The organism is Streptomyces sp. NPDC005811 (assembly GCF_040630405.1).
Lineage (GTDB): Bacteria > Actinomycetota > Actinomycetes > Streptomycetales > Streptomycetaceae > Streptomyces.
This window is the reverse complement of record NZ_JBEXXK010000011.1, coordinates 1-20,434: the sequence shown is the minus strand read 5'-3', so window position 1 is coordinate 20,434 and position 20,434 is coordinate 1. Positions and strand designations below refer to the sequence as shown.

The window sequence follows — 20,434 nt, the reverse complement described above, 5'->3', positions numbered from 1 at the left end:
GGGGATCACCATGAGTGAGTCGTACGCCGAAACGCTCGCGCGGCCCGCGGCACGGGTGGTCGAGCCCGGCGCCGTCGTGGCCGTCGTCCTGACCTGGCGCGGGCGCGTCGGCCTGTTCAAGCGCAGCCGGCGCGTCGGACATGACGCGGGCCTGTGGCACTGCGTCACGGGCTACGTCGAGCACGGGCGACCGACGCAGGCCGAGGCGCTGCGTGAACTGTTCGAGGAGACCGGGCTGTCGGTTGCCGAGCTCACCGGCTTCCGGGTCGGGCCGGTCCTGGCGCTCGCGGATACGCGGGGCGGCGTGTGGCGCGTGCACACCTTCCACGCACGGACCGAACGGCGCAGGCTACGGCTGAACTGGGAACACGACGCCTACCGGTGGGTGCGCGGCCGGTACGTGGCCCGTTTCGACGGACAGGTGCCCTGGCTCGGCCAGGTGCTGAGCGCGGTGCTCACCCCCGCCCCGCGCATCCGGCCGGAAGCCGGCGGACAGCACGAGGCCCCCTCCGGCGCCGAAGGCGTCGAAGGGGGCCCGGAGTGATCCGCGAGCCGTCGCTCAGACGGCCTCGAAGCAGACCGTGCCCAGGCCGGTGAACTCCGCGGTGACGGTGGCTGCCCGCCGCAGCGGCACGGCTTCCAGGCAGCTGCCCGGCAGGATGACCTGGCCCGGCTCGAAGGAGATGCCGTAGCGGGAGAATTCGTTGCAGACCCAGGCCACGGCGGCGATCGGGTTGCCCAGGACGGCGGAGGTCGGGCCGGAGCCCACCCGCTCACTGTCATAACGGAGTTCGCCGCGCATGGTGGAGAAGTCGATCTCCCGCAGGGTCCTGGGCGTGGTGCCGAGGACGATACCGCCGACGGAACCATTGTCGGCGAGGGTGTCGGCGATCCGGATCCGCCAGTCGGTGAACCGGGAGTCGATGATCTCGATGGCCGGTACGACGTACTCGGTGGCCAGGATGACGTCGGCGACGGTGACGTTCGGGCCCTCCAGTCGGCGGTTGAGCAGGAAGGCCGGCTCCACCTCGGCGAACGGCTCGATGAACCGGTCCAGCCGGACCGGAAGGTTCTCCAAGTGGAAGTCGCCGGCCAACAGGTGGCCGTAGTCGGGCTGGTCGACGCCGAATGCCTCCTGCATGGCCTTCGCGATGTTTCCCAGCTTGTACCCGACCAGTCGGTCCCCCTCCGCGATGCGGCGCCGGACGTTGTGCTTCTGCACGGCGACGGAGTCGGCGAGCCGCAGGTCGGGGTGCTTGTCCATGAGCGGGGCGATCGAGTACGTGCCGCGCCGGGCCGCTTCGATGGCATCGGCGATCTCCACGAGGTGCTGCTGCATACGCGTGCTTCCTTGTACGGGGGGGGCCGACGGTGCGCGCCGGAGCGGGTGCGAGGGGGGAGAGCGGGGGCGGGAGCACCATAAATCAAACGCCATGTTCGTTTTCCGGACTCCTCCTGATGTGAAAGCTCGCACGGGGGGACAGCCACGTCAAGAGTGCGCTCACGGTGAGCACCATCGACCCATGGGCCCCGGGAGGACCTGCAGAGATCGTCAAAGTTCTCTTCGAACAGGGAGTTTCAGGTGGCCACCCGGTGCGACCGCCATGCCCGGGCGGGGTCGTCGGCACCGAGAATCGCTTCCCGGACCTCTTGACACCGCCCTGTCTCGAAAAGAATATGAACGTGACGTTCGAATGTTGAACGCTTTCGCCAACCGCCTCTGCTCCGGGAGGACCGCATGAGCACCCAGCCCCTGAAGATCTTCGCGTTCGACGTCTGCGCGCCGGCCCATCTGACCGCGGGATCCTGGCGCGACGCCGCCGACCAGGGTTTCCGCTACACCGACGTGTCGTACTGGACCGACACGGCCAAGATGCTCGAAGCGGCCCGGTTCGACGGCCTGTTCTTCGCCGACACCGTCGGCTACCACGACGTCTACGACGGCTCCCCGGACGCCGCCATGCGCGACGCCGCCCAGTTCCCGATCAACGACCCGACGCTGCTCGTCTCGGCCATGGCCTCGCACACCCGCCATCTGGGCTTCGGCGTCACAGCCTCCCTCACGTACGAGCAGCCGTACGCCATGGCCCGCAGGTTCTCCACGCTGGACCATCTGACGGCGGGCCGCGTCGGCTGGAACATCGTGACCTCCTACAGCGAGTCCGCCGCCCGCAACCTGGGCCTGGGCAAGCAGATCGCCCACGACGAGCGCTACGACCTGGCCGACGAGTACATGGAGGTCGTCTACAAGCTCTGGGAGAGCTCCTGGGAGCACGGCGCGGTCGTGCGGGACGCCGAGGCCGGTGTCTATGTCGACCCGCGCCGCGTCCACCCCATCCGGCATCGGGGCCCCTACTTCGACGTGCCGGGCCTGCACCTGTGCGAGCCCTCTCCGCAGCGCACCCCGATGCTCTTCCAGGCCGGTGCCTCCTCGCGCGGCATGCGGTTCGCCGCCCACAACGCCGAGGCCGTCTTCGTCAACACCATGACGCCCGGGATGACCCGGCGCAGCGTCGACAAGATCCGGGCCGCCGTCACGGAGGCCGGCCGAGACCCGCGCTCGGTGAAGGTGCTCGCCCTGATGACTGTGATCGTCGCGCCGACCGACGCGCAGGCGCAGGAGAAGTACGAGCGGCACATCCGCAACGTCTCCTACGAGGGCGCCCTCGCCCGGTTCGCCGGCTGGACCGGCATCGACCTCAGCGGCGTCGACCCCGACACCCCGCTGGAGTACATCGACGTGGATGCCTCGCGCTCGATGGTGGAGATGTTCTCCAAGGCCGACCCCAACCGGAAGTGGACCACCCGGCAGATCGCGGAGTTCATCGGTCTCGGCGGCAGCGGCGCCGTGATCGTCGGCTCCCCGCAGACCGTCGCCGACGAGATGCGCCGCTGGCGGGAGACCGCCGACATCGACGGCTTCAACCTCAGCTACGGCGTCAAGCCCGGCAGCTGGGAGGACTTCATCGAGCTGGTCCTCCCCCTCCTGCAGGAGCAGGGCCTGGCCCGCGATGCCTACGACGACGGCGTCGCCACCCTGCGCGAGAGCTTCTACGGCGTGGGACAGCGCCACACCCTCGACGACCACCCGGCCTCGCGGATCCGGGCCGCCGCCCACAGCACCCTCTGACCGCCTTCACCCCTTGTCCTGCTTCTCACACGACGACGTCGAAGGGATCGATGTCATGAGCGCCACCACCTTCGCCCCCACCGCCTTCGCCCCCACCGCCGAGGCCGAATCCGCCGTCGACCAGCGACTGTTCCGGGACGTGATGGGACACCTGCCGACCGGCGTCGCCGCCGTCACCGGCATCGAGACGGAGACCGGCAAGCCCGCGGGCATGATCGTCGGGACCTTCCAGTCGCTCTCGCTCGCCCCGGCCCTGGTCACCTTCAGCGTGGACCGGTCCTCCACGAGCTGGCCCAGGATCCGTACGTCCGGTCGGTTCAGCATCAGCGTGCTCGCCGAGCACCAGACCGATGTGTGCAGGGCGCTGTCCCGCAAGGGCGACGACAAGTTCGCCGGCGTCGACTGGGTCCCCTCGCCCGAGAACGCCGCCCCGCACTTCCGGGGTGCCGCCGCCTGGCTCGACTGCGAGACCGTCCAGGAACTCGACGGCGGCGACCACGTCATCGTCGTCGGCCGCGTCCTGTACATGGAGGCGGGCTCCACCGAGCCCCTCGTCTTCCACCGGGGCAGGCTCGGCGGCTACCGCGCTCCGGCCGCCGCCTGACCATCGTCCAGCACGACCCGCACCCACAGGTGAACTCCGTGACCCACCCCGCCCCCACCGACGCCGAACCCGAGACCCCGGCCCGGGAGCTCGACACCCTGCTCGCCCGGGCCGCCGCGGCGGCCCCCGTATGGGCGGCGCTCACCCCGCGCAAGCGGGCCACCGCGCTCGGCGCCGTCGCCGACGCCCTCGACGCCCACTCCGAGCACCAGCTCCGCACGGCGGCCGAGGAGACCGGTCTCGGCGAGGTCCGGCTGTCCGGCGAGCTCCGGCGCACCACCGGCCAGCTGCGTCTGTACGGCGCGTACGCCGCCACCGGCGGCCCGTTCGGTGTGACGATCGACCACGCCGACCCCACCTCCGCTCCGCCCCGCCCCGAACTACGGCGCCACCATGTGCCGTTGGGCCCGGTCGTGGTGTTCGCCGGCTCGCCGCCGGCTGCCCGGTGCTGCTCAAGGCCCACCCCGGGCACCCCCGCACCTCGGCCACGACCGCGGCCCTGGTCCAGGAGGCCCTCGCCGAGGCAGGTGCGCCGCTGGGCACCTTCGCCCTCTTCACCGGTCACGAGTCGGGCGTGACCGTGCTGCGCGACCCGCGGGTGAAGGCCGCCGCCTTCACCGGATCCGTCCGCGGCGGCCGCGCCCTGTTCGACATCGCCGCCTCCCGCCCGGTGCCGATCCCCTTCCACGGCGAACTCGGCAGCGTCAACCCGGTCGTCGTCACCCCGGGCGCGCTCGCCGAGCGGCGGGCCGAGATCGTCTCCGGCTTCGTCGGCTCCTTCACACTGGGCTCCGGCCAGTTCTGCACCAAGCCCGGCATCCTGCCGCTGCCCCGGGACCCGGAGGCGGTCGAGGAGATCGCCGCCGAGGTCCGCGCGGCCGCCCCCGCGCCGCTGCTGTCCCCGCAGATCGCCGAGGGCTTCCGGCGGCGCCTGGCCGAGCTGGCCGAGCTGGCCGACGGCCCACGGGCCCGCACCCTGGTCGAGAGCACCATCACCGTCGACGCCGACGGCCGCCCGCAGGCCGGTCCCGGCCTCTTTCTGGTGCCCACCGTCGAGGAGTTCCTCAAGGACGCGGCGAACCTGCTGGAAGAGTGCTTCGGCCCGTCCGCCGTGATCGTCGAGCACGACGGCGAGGACGAAGTGTCCCGGATCCTCGACCGACTCGAAGGCAGCCTCACCGTCACCTTCCACACCGCCCGCGACGGGCAGTCCGCCGCGGGCCTGGGCGCGCTGGTCGAACAGGCCGTCGCAAAGGCCGGGCGCGTCCTGTTCGGCTCCTGGCCCACCGGCGTCGCCGTCGCCCTGGCCCAGCAGCACGGTGGCCCCTACCCCGCGTCGACCTCCGCGCACACGTCTGTGGGCCCGCACGCGATCGAGCGGTTCCTGCGACCGGTCGTCTACCAGGACGCGCCGGCCGAACTGCTCCCGCCGGCCCTGCGCGAGGAGAACCCGCTGCGGTTCGTCCGCACGGTGGACGGCACCGTCGAGGACACGACGCCCGTGCCGTGAGCCGGTGAACCCAAGCCGCCCCTTCTCGTTCACTATCCGAACACATTGGCGTTATAGTGAACGATCGGGGAGCCGTGCACGCCGCGCAGCGCCCCGGAGCAACGAGAAGGGGAACGCATGAGCGAGGCATCGGCGGCATCGGACCTGGGCAACAAGTCGGTGACCAAGGCCATGCGGTTGCTCCGCGAACTCGCCGCGCAGCCCAGGAGCGGGGCCACCGTCAGCACGCTCGCGAAAGCCGTCGGCATCTCCCGGCCGACGGCGTTCCGCCTCCTGTCCAGCCTGGAGCGGAACGGTTTCGTCGACCGCGTCGACACCCACTACATCCTCGGCTGGGAACTCGCCCGGATCGGTCGGCACGCCGACCCGCACGCGGGGCTCGTGGCCCGGGCCCACCCGCTGCTCCAGGAACTGGCGGACAGCTTCGACGAAACGGCGACGTTGTCGGTGCCGGACTCCGCGGACGGACTCGACCTGATCGCCGAGGCCACCGGCTCCCGGGTCGTCGGCATCAGGGCCCGGCACATGGTCGGGCAGCACTGGCCGCTGCACGCCAGCTCCACCGGGAAGGTGCTGCTCGCCGAGATGCCCGTGGAGCGCGTGCTGGCCCTGCTGCCCGGGACGCTCGAGGCCTACGCGTCCCGCACGATCACCGACCGGGTGGTCCTGCTGAGGGAACTGGAGCAGATCCGCGAACAGGGCTTCGGAATCATCGACAACGAACTCGAGGAGGAACTGCTCTCCCTGTCCCGGCCGGTTCGCGACCCGTCCGGGAACCTGGTCGCCATCCTGACCCTCAACGGCCCCCGGTACCGCTTCAGCCGGGACCGCATACCCGAGGCGCTCCAGCAGATGCAGGCGATCGTCGACCGCCTGGCCGCCGTGTTCTGGCAGGACTCGGCGGCCGACTAGGTGTGCAGCCGCCGGAGGTCCGGGGCCCGGTTTCCGAGCAGCGGGCGGATCGTCGTCTCGCACCCCTCCATGTGCTCGGCGGCCGGACTCGCCGCGCGCTCACCGTCTCCCGCAAGCACCAGCGGCCCGTGCTCGCGCACAAGGCCGGCCAGACCCGGCGGACGGTCGACCAGACGCGCGTGGCCGGGGCGTCGTAGCGCAGCGTGCCCCGGCGGAGGGGGTTGGCCGTGCTGGCGTACAGCGCGCGGCGCAGTCCGCGCCGCCCCGCCGATCCCGAACTGACATACCGGTTGAGGTGCATGGGTGCTCAGCGGTCATGTGTCGCGCAGGGTGACCAGGCGCCAGGGGATGCGCTCGGGGTCCGCCGACGGCAGGGGATGGCTGCGCTCGATGAGAGTGCGGTCGCCGACGCGCACCCGGCTGCCGACGACATGGCGGGCGGTGTTGGAGGCGACGACCCTGCCGTTCGCGGCGAGGAGGGCGATCCGGGGGGAACGGGTGGCGAGCGTGCGCAGCAGCAGCGCCTCCACTCCCGGGATCGACAGGTCCCCGCCCACGACGCTCACGGCCCCGGAGGGAAACACCACGGGCACGCACAGGGTGACGGTGGAGACCTCGATGCCCCCGGCGTCCACGTAGGGGCCGACGGCACAGGTCCGCACGGTGCTGGTGGGCAGCCGGAACCAGTCCCGCGACTGGTAGTCGTAGAAACCGATGGAGTCCGGGTTGAGGACGTGCCGGATGAAGTACGCCTGCCCCGTGGCGTCCCGGCGCCACCACTCCGACCACTGTGATGTGTCGCTGAGACTGTCCTCCCCGACGGCGACACCCAGGCCTTCGAGCAACGTCGGCCTCCGGTCGAGCAGTTCGCGCACGAGGGCGCGGATGCCGGTCAGGGCCGCGCGGTCCAGCGGCTTGCGCTCGCCCGCGGCCCGGTCGGCGATATCGCTGACCAGGCGGCGGACGGTCACCACGTCCTCGAACGCCGCGTCGATCCGCTCGGCGATGACACCGGCGGTCCCGGCCAGCAGGACATCCAACTCATCGAGGCTCATGACGTCGTCCACGGGTACGGCTCTTCAGACGCGGGAGAGGTGGGGCAGCGCGGCAAGGGCCTCGGCGAGCCGGGCCCTGGTCGCCTCGTCCACGGGGAACTGCGGCCGGCGCGGGGCCCCGGCGGGAAGGCCGATCTCCTGCAGGGCGGCCTTGACGGCCGGGATGAAGGAGGGGGCGGAGATCACCGCGTCCATGAACGGGTGGATCCGGTGCCACCGCTCGCGGGCGAGCGCGAGATCACCGTCGCGCACCGCGTGCCAGACGGAGACCAGTTCGGCGGGAACGACGTTGGCGGTGCCCGCCATGACCCCGGCCGCGCCTTCGACCAGCGCGGCAAACGCCAGGGTGTCCCAGCCCACGAAGGTGGAGACGGTGTCGCCGTACTGGTGTATCAGCCGGCTCGCCTGGCTCATGTCGCCTCCGCTGTCCTTGACGTAGCGGATGTTCCCGTGCTGACCGGCCAGCGTACCGACGGTGTCCGGGTCGAGATTCACCCCGGTCGCGCCCGGCATGTTGTAGAGCATGACCGGGATGCCGACGGCGTCGGCGACGGTACGGAAGTACGTCAGCGTCTCGTCCATGGTCAGGGTCTCGTAGTAGGGCGCGATGACCATGGCCACGGAGGCGCCGGCCGCTTCGGCGTGCCGGGACAGGGCGACGGCCTCGCGGGTGGTGACGGCGCCGGTCTGCGCGACGACGGGGACCCGGCCGGCGGTGTGCTCGACGACGGTCTCGACGAGCGCGCGCCGCTCGTCGCCGGTCATCGCCGCGAACTCACCGGTGGAGCCGCCGACGGCGAGGCCGTCGACACCGCCGTCCACGCTGCGGTCGATGAGGCGGCACAGCTGCTTGCGGTCGAGGGCGCCGTCGGGCCCGAAGGGCGTCGCGAGCGCGGTGAGGACGCCGCTCAGGCGTACGGTCATGGTCAGTCTCCCTGTGCGGTGGTGCAGTTCGGGGGTTTCTACGGCGTGGGTCCTGCGGCGTCGGTCCTACGGCGTGGGGGCGAGGTCGGCGCGGTGGTGGTGGGGGTGATGGTGGCGGTAACCGCAGCCGGGGTGGTCGTCCCGCAGACGTGTGACGCCGGGGCCGTAGAGCTTCTCCCGCAGCGTCGAGCCCTCGTACTCGCTCCACATCGTGCCGCGACGCTGCAGTTCGGGGACCACGAGTTCGATGAAGTCGGCGACGTCCTGGTACTTCACGGCGTGCGCCAGGTTGAAGCCGTCGACGCCGGTCTCGTCCATCCACCGGGTCAGCTCGTCGGCGACCGTCGTCGGCGAGCCCACGATCGTCGGCCCGGTGCCGCCGATGCCGACGTACTCGGCGATGTCACGAGGAGTCCATTCCTTGTCGGGGTCCATCCTGGAGAACAGATCGACCATGGTCTGGCCCGCGTTGGTCCTGACGTGCCGGAGCGGGACGTCAGGATCGAACTGGGACATGTCCAGGCCGCTCCAGCCGCTGTAGCGGGCCATCGCCCCCGTGTAGCTCACCAGTCGGCGATAGGAGTCGTTCTTCTCCCGGGCCAGTTCGTCGGTGGGCGCGCACACGACGTTCAGCAGTTGCAGCACCTTCACGCTCCGCGGGTCCCGGCCGGCCTCCGCCGCCAGCGACCGCAGGGTGTCGACCTGCCGCTTCAGCGCCCCTTCGGACAGGGCGTTGACGAACACGCCCTCCGCGCTCGCCGCGGCGAGCCGGAGCCCCTTGGCGGAGCCGCCCGCCTGGAAGATCACCGGGGTGCGCTGGGGAGAGGGCTCGAACATGGCGAGGCCCGGTACGTCGAAGTAGCGGCCGTGGTGGTCGATGGCATGGACCCGAGAGGGATCGACGTACACACCCCGCTCGAGGTCGCGCACCACGGCGTCGTCCTGCCAGGAGCCCTCCCACAGCTTGAGACACACCTCGAGATGCTCCGCCGCCATGTCGTACCGCTCGTCGTGCGGCGCCTGCCGGCCGGTTCCGAGATTGCGGGCGGCGCTCTCGGCGTACGACGTCACCAGGTTCCACCCCACCCGACCGCCGGTGAGATGGTCGAGGGTGGCGAATCTGCGGGCCAGCGCGTAGGGGTGCTCGTACGCCGTCGAACCCGTCAGCCCGAACCCGATGTGCTCGGTGACGCTCGCCATCGCCGACACGACCAGGAACGGATCGTTCGCCGGAATCTGTGCGACGTCGGCCAGCGCCGCGTCGGGGCTGCCCTCGAAGATGTCGTGGTACCCGGCGTTGTCCGCGAAGAAGATCCCGTCGAACCGGGCTTCCTCGATCAGCCGCGCGTAGTCCGTCCAGTACGTCAGGTCCTTGTAGCGCGCGCCCTGATCCTGCGGATGCCGCCACAGGCCCGCCGACAAGTGCGCCGGTCCCTGGAAGTCGAAGGCGAACAACCGCATGCGTCGAGAAGACATCGTCCATCTCCCTTGTCGTAGTGACGGACCGGCTCTCAGGCGGCGCTGGGTTCCCGGTGGCCGCCGAGGCGGCCCTTGTGGAACACCAGGGGATCACCCAGCCCGATGTCCATCCGCAGCACCCGCGCGACGACGATGACATGGTCACCGCCGTCGAACTCCTGCGTGAGATCACAGTCGATCCAGGCGTGCGCGCCCGCGATCCGGGGGGTGCCGACGTCGGAGAGCTCCCACGCGACCTCGGCGAACTTGTCGGGCTCCTTGCTCGACAGGGCCCGGCACACCGGCTCCTGCCCGGCGGCCAGGACGCTCGCGCACACCCGGCCCGCCGCACGCAGCTTGGGCCAGCTGATCGACGACCGCGCCACGCTGAAAGTGACCAGTGGCGGCTCCAGCGACAGCGACTGAAACGTTCCGACCACCAGACCGTGGGGGTGCGGCGCGCCCTGGGCCAGGCCGGCCAGGGCGACGACACCGGTCGGCAGATGACCCATGACGTTGCGGAAGTGCGCCTGGTCGATCATCGCGGCCATATCAGGCTCCTCAGACAAGAGAGCGACCGTTCATATAATGAACACTTAGTTCACTAGTTTTGACTCATGGTGGGGCGGGTGGGCACCCCTGTCAAGAGAGGGGGTACCCACGGCACGACCGGCGATACCGCAATCACACCCCGCCCACCTGCCCTGCCAGCACTGGGAACCATCCGGGAAAGACCGTGCACAGGGGCGTGGAATCAGTTTCGACACGCACCTTGACGCCCCCTGAGGCCCGTGCCACACTTCGGAAAATTCGATCGAGACGTTCACTATCTGAACACCTCATAGGGCTGGTTCTGAAGTCTCGACCATCAATGGGAGGTGTCCCATGAACTTCACGACCGGCGACGGGAGTCCCGTATGAACGCGATCGTTGCCCGTGAGACGTACAAGGTCTTCGGCAAACGCGCCGACCGTGGGGTCGCACGACTGCGCGAGGGCGCGACGCGCGAGGAACTCCGCGCGGACGGCATCACCGCGGCCGTGATCGACGCGTCCTTCGAGGTGCGGGAGGGCGAGATCTTCGTCGTCATGGGGCTGTCCGGCTCCGGCAAGTCGACGCTGATCCGCATGGTCAACGGCCTGCTGGAGCCGACCGCGGGCGAACTGCTCGTGTACGGCGAGGACGTCGTCACGATGAACCAGCAGCAGTTGCGCCGCATGCGCCGCGAAAAGGTCAGCATGGTCTTCCAGCACTTCGCGCTGTTCCCGCACCGCACGGTGGGCGAGAACGCCGCCTACGGTCTGGCGGTCCAGGGGACCGCGAAGGACGAGCAGGAGCGGCGCGCCAAGGAAGCGCTGCGCCTGGTGGGGCTGAAGGGATGGGAGGACTCGCTCCCGGGACAGCTGTCCGGCGGTATGCGCCAGCGCGTCGGCCTGGCGAGGGCGCTCGCAGCGGGTACCGACATCCTGCTGATGGACGAGGCGTTCAGCGCCCTCGACCCCCTGATCAAGCGGGAGATGCAGGACCAGCTGATTGAGCTCCAGCACAAGCTGGGCAAGACCATCCTCTTCATCACGCACGACCTGAACGAGGCGATGCGCCTCGGGGACCGGATCGCGATGATGCGCGACGGCCGGATCGTCCAGGTCGGCACGGCGGAACAGATCCTCAACAACCCGGCCAACGAGTTCGTCGCCCAGTTCGTCCTGGACGTCGACCGCACACGGGTACTGACCGCCGGCGCGGTCATGACCCCGCCGGTGGCCCTCGTCGGTTCCGAGCAGGGCCCCCGGTCCGTCCAGAAACTGATGAGTGATCACCAGACCGCGCGGCTCTTCGTGGTCGACCGCGAGAAGCGGCTGTGCGGCGCGGTCGACGAAGAGGCGATCGTACGGGCCGTCCGGGACGGCGACGAGACCCTCGACGGCGCGCTGGACGACCAGGTGGTCAGCGTGCCCGAGAACGCCCGCCTCTCCGACCTGCTGGCGCTGAGCGCGGACACCCCCAAGGCGCTGGCCGTCGTGGACGACGAACGCCGGGTGGTGGGCGTCCTGGCCAGAGTCACGCTGCTGAACGCGCTGAGCCGGCGCGGCGGCGAGAGCCGTGCCCCCGAAACACAGAACCTCCCGACCGATCACGCCCGAGCCGAGGTGGGTGCGCGATGACCTCGCTGTCACTGATCGACGTCCCCAAGATCCCCGTAGGGGACGCGCTCCAGGACTTCTTCGACTGGCTCACCGCCCATGGCGGAGGGTTCTTCGACTCGGTGAGCAATGTCGTCGGCTCCGCCGTCGACGGCATCGTCAATCTGCTCGAAGCTCCCGACCCCGTCGTGCTCGCGCTCGTCTTCGCTCTGACCGGGTGGCTGCTGAAGGGCTGGAGGTTCGCCGGAGTCGCGCTGCTCGGGCTGCTGCTCGTCATCAGCATGGGCCAGTGGGAAGCGGCGATGCAGACGCTGGGGCTCGTGCTGGTCTCCACCCTGGTGGCCGTGGTGATCGCGATCCCCACCGGGGTGCTGGCGGCGCGGAAGCGGTGGGCGAGCGCGGCGCTCAGGCCGGTCATGGACCTGATGCAGACGATGCCCGCGTTCGTCTGGCTGGTGCCCGTCGTCACGCTCTTCAGCATCGGCGTCGTCCCTGCCGTCATCGCGACGATCATCTTCGCGCTGCCGCCTGGCGTCCGGCTCACCGAGCTGGGGATCCGGAACGTGGACGAGGAGGTCGTCGAGGCGGCCCACGCGTTCGGTTCCACGCCCCGCCAGACCCTGTTCGGCGTGCAACTGCCGCTGGCGCTCCCGACGATCATGGCGGGCGTCAACCAGGTCATCATGATGTCCCTCTCCATGGCCGTGATCTCCGGTCTCGTCGGAGCCGAGGGCCTGGGCGGTCAGGTGACCACCGCCATCTCGACGCTGAACCTCGGTCTCGGCTTCGAGGCAGGTATCTCGGTGGTGATCCTCGCCATCTACCTGGACCGGGTCACCGCCGCCATCAGCCAGGGCAACGGCGGCAGGAGGCGCGGTCTCCGGATCCGCAGGCCGCGGCCGCCGGCTCCGGAACAAGAGGACCACGAGGAACACGGGGGCTCCGGCCCCGAGGCCTCCCCTCTCGACGGCTCCACCCCGGCGGACTCCACCCCCGCTCTTCAGCGATCCGGCACGTGAAAGGAACGAAGGACATGGCAAAGCGACCCAGAGCCCTCTCGATGCGGCTCGGTATCGCCGTGACGGCGCTGTCCCTGGCCGCCGCCGGCTGTGCGGGCAGCAGCAGCGCCGCCGGTGGCGACGACAAGACCATCACCATCGGGGTGATCCCGGGCTGGACCGACGAGACGGGCACCGCGGCGCTGCTCGAGAACGTCCTGGAGGCCAAGGGCTACACCGTCAAGATCACGAAACTCAGCGACGCCGCCCCGATGTACACGGCCCTCGGGAACGGGGACATCGACCTGATCTCCTCCGCCTGGCCGGAGCGCACGCACAAGGCCTACATGGACAAGTACGGCGCCAAGATCGAGGACATCGGCACGTACTACAACGACGCGGGGCTCTTCCTCGCGGTGCCCACGTACTCCGACACCAAGTCCCTCGCCGACCTGTCGAGCCACGCCTCGGAGTTCGGCGGCAAGATCACCGGTATCGAGCCGGGCGCCGGACTGACGAAGACGACCCAGGACGCCGTCATGCCCGCGTACGGGCTCGACGGGAAGTTCAAGCTGGTGACCTCCTCGACGACCGCGATGCTCACCGAGCTGAAGAAGGCGACGACGGCGAAGAAGCCCATCGTGGTGACGCTGTGGAAGCCGTACTGGGCCAACCAGGCCTTCCCGGTGCGGCCCCTGGAGGACCCGAAGGGGGCGTTCGGGCAGCCGGAGGGTCTGCACACCCTCGCCCGCGACGGATTCTCCGAGGACTTCCCGCAGGTCGCCGAAATGATCAAAAACTTCAAGCTGGACGACGCCCAGTACGGCAGCCTGGAGGACACCGTGGTCAACGAGTTCGGCGAGGGCAAGGAGCCGGAGGCCGTCAAGGCATGGCTCACGAAGAACCCGACGTACGCCCCGGCCCTGGAGAAGTACCTGACCAAGTGACCCGGCGGCTCCCGTACGACAGGCCCCGGAAGGCCCCGTGCGGCGCCCCTCCTCACGGCTCACACCGCCTGGGCGTTCACTATCTGAACGCCCAGGCGGTAAAGTCGTGGGTGAGGTCGCGCCGCATGCGCACGCGCGGCGCCACAGAGACGAAGGGGCCGCATGACCGACGCATCCTCACCGACGGAGCTGACCAACAAGTCGGTGACCAAAGCCGTCCGCCTGCTGCGCGAACTGGCCGCCCAGCCGCGCTCCGGCGCCACCGTCAGCGCCCTGGCGAAGGCCGCGGAGATCTCCCGGCCCACGGCGTTCCGCCTGCTGAACAGTCTGGAGCGGAACGGCTTCGTCGACCGTGTCGACCACAACTACATCCTCGGCTGGGAGCTGGCCCGGCTCGGTCGTCTCGCGGACCCGTACGCGGGTCTGGTGGCCCGGGTGCAGCCGCTGCTCCAGGAACTGGCCGACAAGTGCAACGAGACGGTCACCCTGTCGGTGCCGAACCTCCAGGACGGCATCGACCTCATCGCCGAGGCGGCCGGATCGCAGCTGATCGGCCTCTCGGCGCAGAACATGATCGGTCAGCGCTGGCCGCTGCACGCGAGCTCCACCGGCAAGATCCTGCTCGCGGAGATGCCGGCGGAGAAGGTGAAGGCGCTGCTGCCGGAGAAGCTGGAGTCCTACGCCTCGAACACCATCACCGATCGCGCGGCCCTGCTGAAGGAACTCCAGCAGGTGCGTGAGCAGGGCTTCAGCGTCATCGACAACGAGCTCGAGGAAGGGCTGCTGTCGCTCTCGCGTCCGATCCGGGACTCGTCCGGGGTGCTGGTCGCGGTCATGTCCCTCAACGGGCCCCGCTATCGGTTCGGCCGGGTCCGGATCCCCGAGGCGCTCCAGCAGATGCAGGCGACCGTCGACCGTATCGTCGAAGTGTTCTGGCAGGACTCCGCCGGCGACGACTGAGCAGGCCGACCAGCTCCTCCCCCAGACGGCCGACGCGCCGCGTGCCTGTTCCTTCAGGCACGCGGCGCGTCGGTGTCACTGCCCCGCCGACCGCCTCAGCGGGCGTGGTGATGCATGACGTGCTTGGTCCGCGAGTAGTCGTCGAGCGCGTAGACGGACAGGTCGCGGCCGTAGCCGGAGCCCTTGAAGCCGGCCCAGGGCATCTCGTTGGCGAGCACGAGGTGGGCGTTCACCCAGACCGTGCCGAAGTCGAGGCGGTCGGGGAGGTCCAGGCCGCGTCGGGAGTTCTCCGTCCAGACGGAGGCCGACAGGCCGTACGGCGTGTCGTTGGCCCGGGTGATGGCGGCGGCCTCGTCGCTGAAGGTCTCGACGGTGACGACCGGGCCGAAGATCTCCTCACGGGCACACTCGGCGCCCTCCGGTACGTCGACCAGGACGGTGGGCGCCACGAAGAAGCCGGGGCCCTCGGCCGGGGCTCCTCCGACGGCCGCCCGGATGCCCTCGGCGCGGGCCCGCTCCAGGTAGCCGGTGACCCGGTCGAAGTGCGCCTTCGAGACGAGCGGACCGATCTCCACCTCCTCCCCGGCGGTCGGTTCACCGACGACGAAGGTCTCGACCTGCTCGACCAGGAGCCGTACGAACTCCTCCGCGACGGACTCGTGCACCAGAACACGGCAGCCGGCCCCGCACTCCTGGCCCGAGTTCCAGTAGCCCGCCACCCGCAGCGACTCCGCGGCCCCGGCCAGATCCGCGTCCTCGAAGATGACGACGGGTGCCTTGCCGCCCAGTTCGAGGTGGACGCGCTTGAGGGAGTCCGCGGCGGTGCGGGCGACCGCGCGGCCGCTGCCGACGCTTCCGGTGAGCGCGATCATGTCGACATCGGGGTGTTCGGCGAGGCGCTGGCCGACGGTCGGGCCGTCGCCGGTGACGACGTTGAAGACGCCCGCGGGGAGCAGGTCGGCGACAAGTTCGGCGAACTTGAGGGTCGTCAGGGGAGTCTGCTCCGACGGCTTGAGCACACAGGTGTTGCCGGCGGCGAGGATGGGGGCGATCTTCCAGACCGCCATCAGCAGCGGGTAGTTCCACGGTGTCACGACGCCGATCACGCCCAGGGGTTCGCGGCGGATGACCGACAGGTGGTCGGCGGCGTAGTCCCCGGACGCGGCCGCGGTGAGGGAGCGGCAGGCGCCCGCCATGAAGCGGAAGGTGTCGACGCTCTGCGCGACGTCGTCGCGGGAGACCATGAGCGGCTTGCCGGTGTTCGCCGACTCCAGCCGGGCGAGCGTCTCCGCATGCTCCTCGATCCGGTCGGCGATGCGGTGGAGGACTTCGGAGCGCTCCTTGGGGACGGTGCGGCCCCAGGTCGCCCGGGCGGCGAGGGCCGCCGCGACCGCGAGGTCCACGTCCTCCGCGGAGCCCTCGGAGACCTGCGCGAACAGCGTGCCGTCGCAGGGGTTGACGACGTCCATCGTCCGACCGGACTTGCCGGGCCGGAAGCCGCCGTCGATGAAGTGTTCCGAGGGGGCCAGATCGCCCGTGGTGACGACGGGGGAGCCGTCGCCGCGGCGGATCCGGGCCTGGATCGGGGATTCTGAGTGGGCCATCTGTGCCTCCGCAGCCGCTAAAAGATTTACACTTAATTTTTATAGTTTGGTGATGCGATACGGGCCTGTCAAGCACGCTCCACCCCGTAACCTTGGGGCGTGGCACAAGAGACCGAAGACGCGGAAACCGCTCCGAGCACCGGATCCCTCGGGTTCGCCGCTCTCCTGGGCTCTGCCGAACCCGAGGGGTTCAGCCGTGCCGACCAGGCGGCGCACCAGCTCGAGACGGCCATCACGGTCGGCCTGCTCAGGGGCGGCGAACGCCTGCCGTCCGAACCCGAGCTCGCGAGCCGGCTCGGGATCTCCACGATCACGCTGCGGCAGGCGCTGGCCTCGCTGCGCTCCCGGGGCATCATCACGACCAAACGCGGCCGGGGCGGCGGGAGCATCGTGTCGGACGGCGCCGTCCGGTCGCCGGAGGACCTCGTGCGGCGGCTGCGCGCCACGAGCACGGAGGAGCTGCGCGACCTCGGTGACGTCTCCGGGGCCGTGGCGTCCGCGTCGGCCCGGCTGGCCGCCCTGCGCGCCGACGAGCAGGACGTGCAACGGCTGCTCAGTCTCGCCGAGGAGTTCCGCGGCGCCTCGGACCTGGCCGCCCTGCGACGGACCGACAGCCGCTTCCACATCGCGCTCGGCGTCGCGGCGCAGTCGCGCCGGCTCACCTCGGCGACCGTCCAGGTCCAGGGAGAGTTCGCGCCGCTGCTGTGGGCCCCCGCCGCGCATCTCGCGCACGCGCGCACGGCCGCCGACGAACACGAGCGCATCGTGGAGGCCATCGCCGCGGGCGACGCCGAGCGCGCCCACGCCCTCGCCATCGTCCACAGCGAGCGGGACACCGAGGCCGTCGTGGACGCCCACCTGGACCTGCTGCTGACGGAACCGGCCGACCGCTGAGGAGGACGCGGCCGGCCGGGCCCCGAGCGGTCCCGGCAGGGTCTGTTGGGCGAGGTGCTGGCGGTGGCCGCCGCCCACCCGCACTCGGCGGAGCGAGAGGTGCCCCGGCGGCAACCTGGTCGACCGCCACCGCACCCCGGTGAGGTCCACGTCCGTCACATCCGCTCCGGCTGCGCCACGGCGACGTTCCCGCGCCTTGCCATGGCACAGGCTCTCACCGGCGGATACGGGTCATCCTGGGGTCGAACAGCGGCTCTTCGGCGACCGTGGCGGGCAGCCGCTCGCCGAAGTAGCCGACCTCCACGGCCGTACCGGGCGAGGCCGCGGCCCGGGGCAGCCATGCGTAGGCGAGGGAGCGGCCGATCGTGTAGCCGTAGGCCGCGCTGGTGACGTACCCGACGGGCTCGCCGTCGACGAACACCGGCTCCTTGCCCATGACCACGGCCCGCGCGTCGTCCAGCAGCAACGGCACGAGCCGGCGCGTCACGGTCTCCTCGCTGATTCCGGCCAGGGCCTCGCGGCCGAGGAAGTCTCCCTTCTGCATGCGCACCGCGAAACCCAGCCCCGCCTCGTACGGGTTGTGCTCCGCCGTCAGGTCGGCGCCCCAGGAGCGGTACCCCTTCTCCAGCCGCAGGCTGTTGAAGGCGCTGCGCCCCGCGGCGATGACGCCGAGCCCCTGGCCCGCCTGCCAGAGGGTGTCCCACAGCTTCGCGCCCTGGTCTGCCGTGGTGTAGAGCTCCCAGCCGAGTTCACCGACGTAGGACAGGCGCATCGCGGTGACGGGGACCTCGCCGAGGTGGGCGTGCCTGGCCTTGAAGTATCCGAATCCCCGGTGGGAGAAGTCGGTTGCGGTGAGGGGCTGGACGAGGTCGCGGGCGAGCGGGCCCCAGACGCCGATGCAGCAGGTTCCTGCGGTGATGTCGCGTACCTGCACCGAACCGTCGGCGGGCAGGTGACGGGTCAGCCAGTCCAGGTCCAGCGGGCCGTTCGCGCCGATCTGGAAGCGCCGGTCGCCGACGATGGCGACGGTGAGGTCGCTGCGCACTCCGCCGGTCTCGTCCAGCAGCAGGGTGTAGACGACTGTGCCGACCGGCTTGTCGAGCTGGTTCGTCGTCAGGTACTGGAGGAAGTCCAGGGCGCCCGGGCCCGTGACCTCCAATCTCTTGAGCGCGGTCATGTCGTAGAGCGCGACTCGTTCGCGCGTCACGAGGGCTTCGGCACCGGCGATCGGGGACCAGTGGCGAGAGGCCCACTCGCCCCGGCCCGGAACGCCCTCGACCTGCGGCAGGTCCCGGTTGGCCTCGTACCAGTGCGGGCGCTCCCAGCCGGACGCCTCCAAGAAGACCGCGCCCAGCTCGCGCTGGCGCTCGTGGAAGGGGCTCAGCCGGAGCCGGCGGGGCGCCTCCACCGGCTGGAGGGGGTGCAGGATGTCGTAGACCTCGACGAAGTTCCGGCATGAGCGTTGCTGGACGTACGACGGCGTCAGCTGGTGCTCCTCGAACCGGTTGAGGTCGCACTCGTGGACGTCGGTGCGCGGAGTGCCCTCGATCAGCCACTCGGCCATCGCCCGCGCCACCCCGGCGGAGTGGGTCACCCACACCGCCTCGGCAACCCAGAAGCCCTTCAGCCCGGCGGCCTCGCCCATGAGCGGCATACCGTCGGCGGTGAAGGAGAAGATGCCGTTGAAGCCCTCCTCCACCTTGGTCTCGTTCAGCGCGGGCAGCAGCTGCCGGGAGTCGGCCCAGGCCGCGGTGAAGTCCTCCTCGGTGAAGGCGAGTTTGGAGGGCTGGTCCGCCGAGTCGCGGGGGTGCTCGACCTCGTCCACGCGGACCGGCATCGGCCGGTGCGCATAGGAGCCGATGCCGATGCGGTCCACGTGCTCGCGGAAGTAGAGGTCGCGGTCCTGGTGGCGCAGGATGGGCCGGGAGGCCTCCAGAGCCTCGGAGTTGAGGCCGACCAGGGCCGGCACGGGCGTGGTCCGCACGTACTGGTGGGCCAGCGGGACCAGCGGGATGCTCACCCCGGCCATCCGGCCGATCTTCGGCCCCCAGAAACCGGCGCAGGAGACCACGACGTCGGCGGGGAAGGTTCCCTGGTCGGTGACGACGCCGGTGACCCGGTCGCCCGCGGTCTCGATACCGGTGACGGTGTGGTGCGGCAGGAACCGCGCGCCTCGCTCCCCTGCCCGCCGGGCCTGGGCCTCGGCGGCGCGCAGGGCCTTCGCCAGGCCGTCGCTCGGGATGTGGAAGCCACCGAGGATCCGCTCCCGGTCGAGCAGCGGATGCGTCTCGACCGCCTCCTCGGGCGTCAGCAGCCGGCCGGCGACGCCCCACGAGGTGAGCCAGCCGTGCCGGCGTTCCAGCTCGGCCAGGCGCTCGGGCGTGGTGGCCACTTCCAGGCCGCCGATCTGGCGGAAGCACCACTGCCCGTCGAGGGTCAGCCCGGTGTACTTGCGGACCGTGTAGGAGGCGAACTCCGTCATCGTCTTCGACGGGCTCGCCTGGAAGACGAGTCCGGGGGCGTGCGAGCTGGACCCGCCGGTGGCGAAGAGGGGGCCCTGCTCCAGCACGGTGACATCGGTCCATCCTCGTTCAGTGAGTTCGTCGCTGAGCGCGCACCCGACGATGCCTGCTCCGATGACGACCACTCTGGGCTGCGCTGCCATGGCAGGTTCTCCAGTTCCTCGCGGCGGCGGTCCAACGAGGGTTTAACATATAGAATTAAATGTTAATCATCAAGACCTCTTGACGGCCGACCCAGCCACACCTACAACTGATATACCAGTCGTAGGCTCAAGGCCGAGTGCTGAGGAGACAGCCATGAGCACCCCGTTCGTCCTGACCCTGAGCTGCCCCCAGCGCCCGGGCATCGTCAACGCCGTGACGGGCTTCCTCGTCCGCCACGGCTGCGACATCACCGAGCACCAGCAGTTCGACGACCCCGACCACGGCCGGGTCTTCCTGCGCACCGGCTTCACGAGCACCGACGCGACGATCACCCTGAACGGGCTGAAGGAGGAGTTCGGGGCGATCGCGGACACCTACGGGATGCAGTGGGAGCTGCGGGACGCCACGGCGAAGGTCCGTGTCCTGGTGATGGTGTCGAAGTTCGACCACTGCCTGGCGGATCTGCTCTACCGCTGGCGCAGCGGCACGCTCGACGCCGAGCTCGCCCTCGTCGTCTCCAACCACCCCGATCTGAAGCCCCTGGCGGACGCGGCCGGCCTCCCCTTCGTGCACGTCCCGGTCACCGCCGCGACCAAGCAGCAGGCGGAGGCCCGGCTGCTGGAACTCG

17 protein-coding genes and 2 pseudogenes are annotated in these 20,434 nt (G+C 70.4%); 12 read left to right on the top strand and 7 right to left on the bottom strand.

The features are described from left to right. Nucleotides 1-10 precede the first annotated feature (10 nt). A complete protein-coding gene (locus ABZ490_RS13860; RefSeq protein WP_358988885.1) occupies nucleotides 11-544 on the top strand; it encodes an NUDIX domain-containing protein in 534 nt (177 codons plus the stop codon). Between the two features lie 15 nt (nucleotides 545-559). Here ABZ490_RS13860 and ABZ490_RS13855 read toward each other — a convergent pair whose 3' ends face one another. Further along, nucleotides 560-1,339, bottom strand: a complete 780-nt coding sequence (locus ABZ490_RS13855; protein ID WP_358988883.1) for a 2-keto-4-pentenoate hydratase — start codon at nucleotides 1,337-1,339, stop codon at nucleotides 560-562. Between the two features lie 399 nt (nucleotides 1,340-1,738). On the opposite strand from ABZ490_RS13855, the gene ABZ490_RS13850 reads away from it, so the two are divergent. The 5 genes and pseudogenes from ABZ490_RS13850 (at nucleotide 1,739) to ABZ490_RS13830 (ending at nucleotide 6,156) form a co-directional block, all read left to right on the top strand. Then, nucleotides 1,739-3,130 carry an LLM class flavin-dependent oxidoreductase gene (locus ABZ490_RS13850; protein WP_358988881.1) on the top strand — a complete coding sequence of 464 codons (1,392 nt, stop codon included), beginning with the start codon at nucleotides 1,739-1,741 and terminating at the stop codon, nucleotides 3,128-3,130. A gap of 55 nt (nucleotides 3,131-3,185) precedes the next feature. Then, a complete protein-coding gene (locus ABZ490_RS13845) occupies nucleotides 3,186-3,734 on the top strand; it encodes a flavin reductase family protein (RefSeq protein WP_358988880.1) in 549 nt (182 codons plus the stop codon). A 29-nt stretch (nucleotides 3,735-3,763) separates the two neighbouring features. Then, nucleotides 3,764-4,093: pseudogene (locus ABZ490_RS13840) on the top strand (aldehyde dehydrogenase family protein); the annotation flags it as partial. 86 nt (nucleotides 4,094-4,179) lie between these two features. After that, nucleotides 4,180-5,244, top strand: coding sequence for an aldehyde dehydrogenase family protein (locus tag ABZ490_RS13835; RefSeq protein ID WP_358988878.1), 1,065 nt, complete (start codon nucleotides 4,180-4,182; stop codon nucleotides 5,242-5,244). A 117-nt stretch (nucleotides 5,245-5,361) separates the two neighbouring features. Next, nucleotides 5,362-6,156, top strand: a complete 795-nt coding sequence (locus ABZ490_RS13830) for an IclR family transcriptional regulator (protein WP_358988876.1) — start codon at nucleotides 5,362-5,364, stop codon at nucleotides 6,154-6,156. Between the two features lie 314 nt (nucleotides 6,157-6,470). On the opposite strand, the gene ABZ490_RS13825 is transcribed toward ABZ490_RS13830, so the two are convergent. The 4 genes from ABZ490_RS13825 to ABZ490_RS13810 form a co-directional block, all read right to left on the bottom strand. Beyond that, a complete protein-coding gene (locus tag ABZ490_RS13825; RefSeq protein ID WP_358988874.1) occupies nucleotides 6,471-7,211 on the bottom strand; it encodes a cache domain-containing protein in 741 nt (246 codons plus the stop codon). 24 nt (nucleotides 7,212-7,235) lie between these two features. Then, complete coding sequence (locus ABZ490_RS13820) at nucleotides 7,236-8,135, bottom strand: dihydrodipicolinate synthase family protein (protein ID WP_358988872.1); 900 nt, start codon at nucleotides 8,133-8,135, stop codon at nucleotides 7,236-7,238. Between the two features lie 66 nt (nucleotides 8,136-8,201). After that, complete coding sequence (locus ABZ490_RS13815; protein ID WP_358988870.1) at nucleotides 8,202-9,611, bottom strand: LLM class flavin-dependent oxidoreductase; 1,410 nt, start codon at nucleotides 9,609-9,611, stop codon at nucleotides 8,202-8,204. Between the two features lie 35 nt (nucleotides 9,612-9,646). After that, on the bottom strand, nucleotides 9,647-10,144 hold the full coding sequence (locus tag ABZ490_RS13810; RefSeq protein ID WP_358988868.1) for a flavin reductase family protein: 498 nt from the start codon (nucleotides 10,142-10,144) through the stop codon (nucleotides 9,647-9,649). Nucleotides 10,145-10,510: 366 nt separating this feature from the next. Between ABZ490_RS13810 and ABZ490_RS13805 the strand changes: the two genes are divergently transcribed. From ABZ490_RS13805 to ABZ490_RS13790, 4 genes are all read left to right on the top strand, one after another. Next, nucleotides 10,511-11,758, top strand: coding sequence for a glycine betaine/L-proline ABC transporter ATP-binding protein (locus ABZ490_RS13805; protein ID WP_358988866.1), 1,248 nt, complete (start codon nucleotides 10,511-10,513; stop codon nucleotides 11,756-11,758). Beyond that, nucleotides 11,755-12,756: a proline/glycine betaine ABC transporter permease gene (locus tag ABZ490_RS13800; protein WP_358988864.1), complete on the top strand. Its 1,002-nt coding sequence runs from the start codon at nucleotides 11,755-11,757 to the stop codon at nucleotides 12,754-12,756. The genes ABZ490_RS13805 and ABZ490_RS13800 overlap by 4 nt, the downstream gene beginning before the upstream one ends. A gap of 14 nt (nucleotides 12,757-12,770) precedes the next feature. Continuing rightward, a complete protein-coding gene (locus ABZ490_RS13795) occupies nucleotides 12,771-13,682 on the top strand; it encodes a glycine betaine ABC transporter substrate-binding protein (RefSeq protein ID WP_358988862.1) in 912 nt (303 codons plus the stop codon). Between the two features lie 162 nt (nucleotides 13,683-13,844). Continuing rightward, nucleotides 13,845-14,642 carry an IclR family transcriptional regulator gene (locus tag ABZ490_RS13790; RefSeq protein ID WP_358988860.1) on the top strand — a complete coding sequence of 266 codons (798 nt, stop codon included), beginning with the start codon at nucleotides 13,845-13,847 and terminating at the stop codon, nucleotides 14,640-14,642. A gap of 95 nt (nucleotides 14,643-14,737) precedes the next feature. On the opposite strand, the gene ABZ490_RS13785 is transcribed toward ABZ490_RS13790, so the two are convergent. Beyond that, nucleotides 14,738-16,246 (bottom strand): aminobutyraldehyde dehydrogenase, encoded by a 1,509-nt coding sequence (locus ABZ490_RS13785; RefSeq protein ID WP_358988857.1) that lies wholly within the window; start codon nucleotides 16,244-16,246, stop codon nucleotides 14,738-14,740. Between the two features lie 99 nt (nucleotides 16,247-16,345). Between ABZ490_RS13785 and ABZ490_RS13780 the strand changes: the two genes are divergently transcribed. Further along, entirely contained in the window at nucleotides 16,346-17,140 is a 795-nt protein-coding gene (locus tag ABZ490_RS13780) for an FCD domain-containing protein (RefSeq protein WP_358988855.1), read from the top strand. 214 nt (nucleotides 17,141-17,354) lie between these two features. On the opposite strand, the gene ABZ490_RS13775 is transcribed toward ABZ490_RS13780, so the two are convergent. Then, on the bottom strand, nucleotides 17,355-19,805 hold the full coding sequence (locus ABZ490_RS13775) for an FAD-dependent oxidoreductase (protein WP_358988853.1): 2,451 nt from the start codon (nucleotides 19,803-19,805) through the stop codon (nucleotides 17,355-17,357). 154 nt (nucleotides 19,806-19,959) lie between these two features. Between ABZ490_RS13775 and purU the strand changes: the two are divergent. Beyond that, nucleotides 19,960-20,434, top strand: a pseudogene (purU, locus tag ABZ490_RS13770) (formyltetrahydrofolate deformylase); the annotation flags it as partial.

Coding starts and splice junctions, on each gene's coding strand:
- ABZ490_RS13800 (WP_358988864.1), top strand. CDS start 11,755: ATGACCTCGCTGTCACTGATCGACGTCCCCAAGATCCCCGTAGGGGAC.
- ABZ490_RS13845 (WP_358988880.1), top strand. CDS start 3,186: ATGAGCGCCACCACCTTCGCCCCCACCGCCTTCGCCCCCACCGCCGAG.
- ABZ490_RS13850 (WP_358988881.1), top strand. CDS start 1,739: ATGAGCACCCAGCCCCTGAAGATCTTCGCGTTCGACGTCTGCGCGCCG.
- ABZ490_RS13830 (WP_358988876.1), top strand. CDS start 5,362: ATGAGCGAGGCATCGGCGGCATCGGACCTGGGCAACAAGTCGGTGACC.
- ABZ490_RS13795 (WP_358988862.1), top strand. CDS start 12,771: ATGGCAAAGCGACCCAGAGCCCTCTCGATGCGGCTCGGTATCGCCGTG.
- ABZ490_RS13785 (WP_358988857.1), bottom strand. CDS start 16,246: ATGGCCCACTCAGAATCCCCGATCCAGGCCCGGATCCGCCGCGGCGAC.
- ABZ490_RS13810 (WP_358988868.1), bottom strand. CDS start 10,144: ATGGCCGCGATGATCGACCAGGCGCACTTCCGCAACGTCATGGGTCAT.
- ABZ490_RS13860 (WP_358988885.1), top strand. CDS start 11: ATGAGTGAGTCGTACGCCGAAACGCTCGCGCGGCCCGCGGCACGGGTG.
- ABZ490_RS13855 (WP_358988883.1), bottom strand. CDS start 1,339: ATGCAGCAGCACCTCGTGGAGATCGCCGATGCCATCGAAGCGGCCCGG.
- ABZ490_RS13815 (WP_358988870.1), bottom strand. CDS start 9,611: ATGTCTTCTCGACGCATGCGGTTGTTCGCCTTCGACTTCCAGGGACCG.
- ABZ490_RS13825 (WP_358988874.1), bottom strand. CDS start 7,211: ATGAGCCTCGATGAGTTGGATGTCCTGCTGGCCGGGACCGCCGGTGTC.
- ABZ490_RS13805 (WP_358988866.1), top strand. CDS start 10,511: ATGAACGCGATCGTTGCCCGTGAGACGTACAAGGTCTTCGGCAAACGC.
- ABZ490_RS13790 (WP_358988860.1), top strand. CDS start 13,845: ATGACCGACGCATCCTCACCGACGGAGCTGACCAACAAGTCGGTGACC.
- ABZ490_RS13820 (WP_358988872.1), bottom strand. CDS start 8,135: ATGACCGTACGCCTGAGCGGCGTCCTCACCGCGCTCGCGACGCCCTTC.
- ABZ490_RS13775 (WP_358988853.1), bottom strand. CDS start 19,805: ATGGCAGCGCAGCCCAGAGTGGTCGTCATCGGAGCAGGCATCGTCGGG.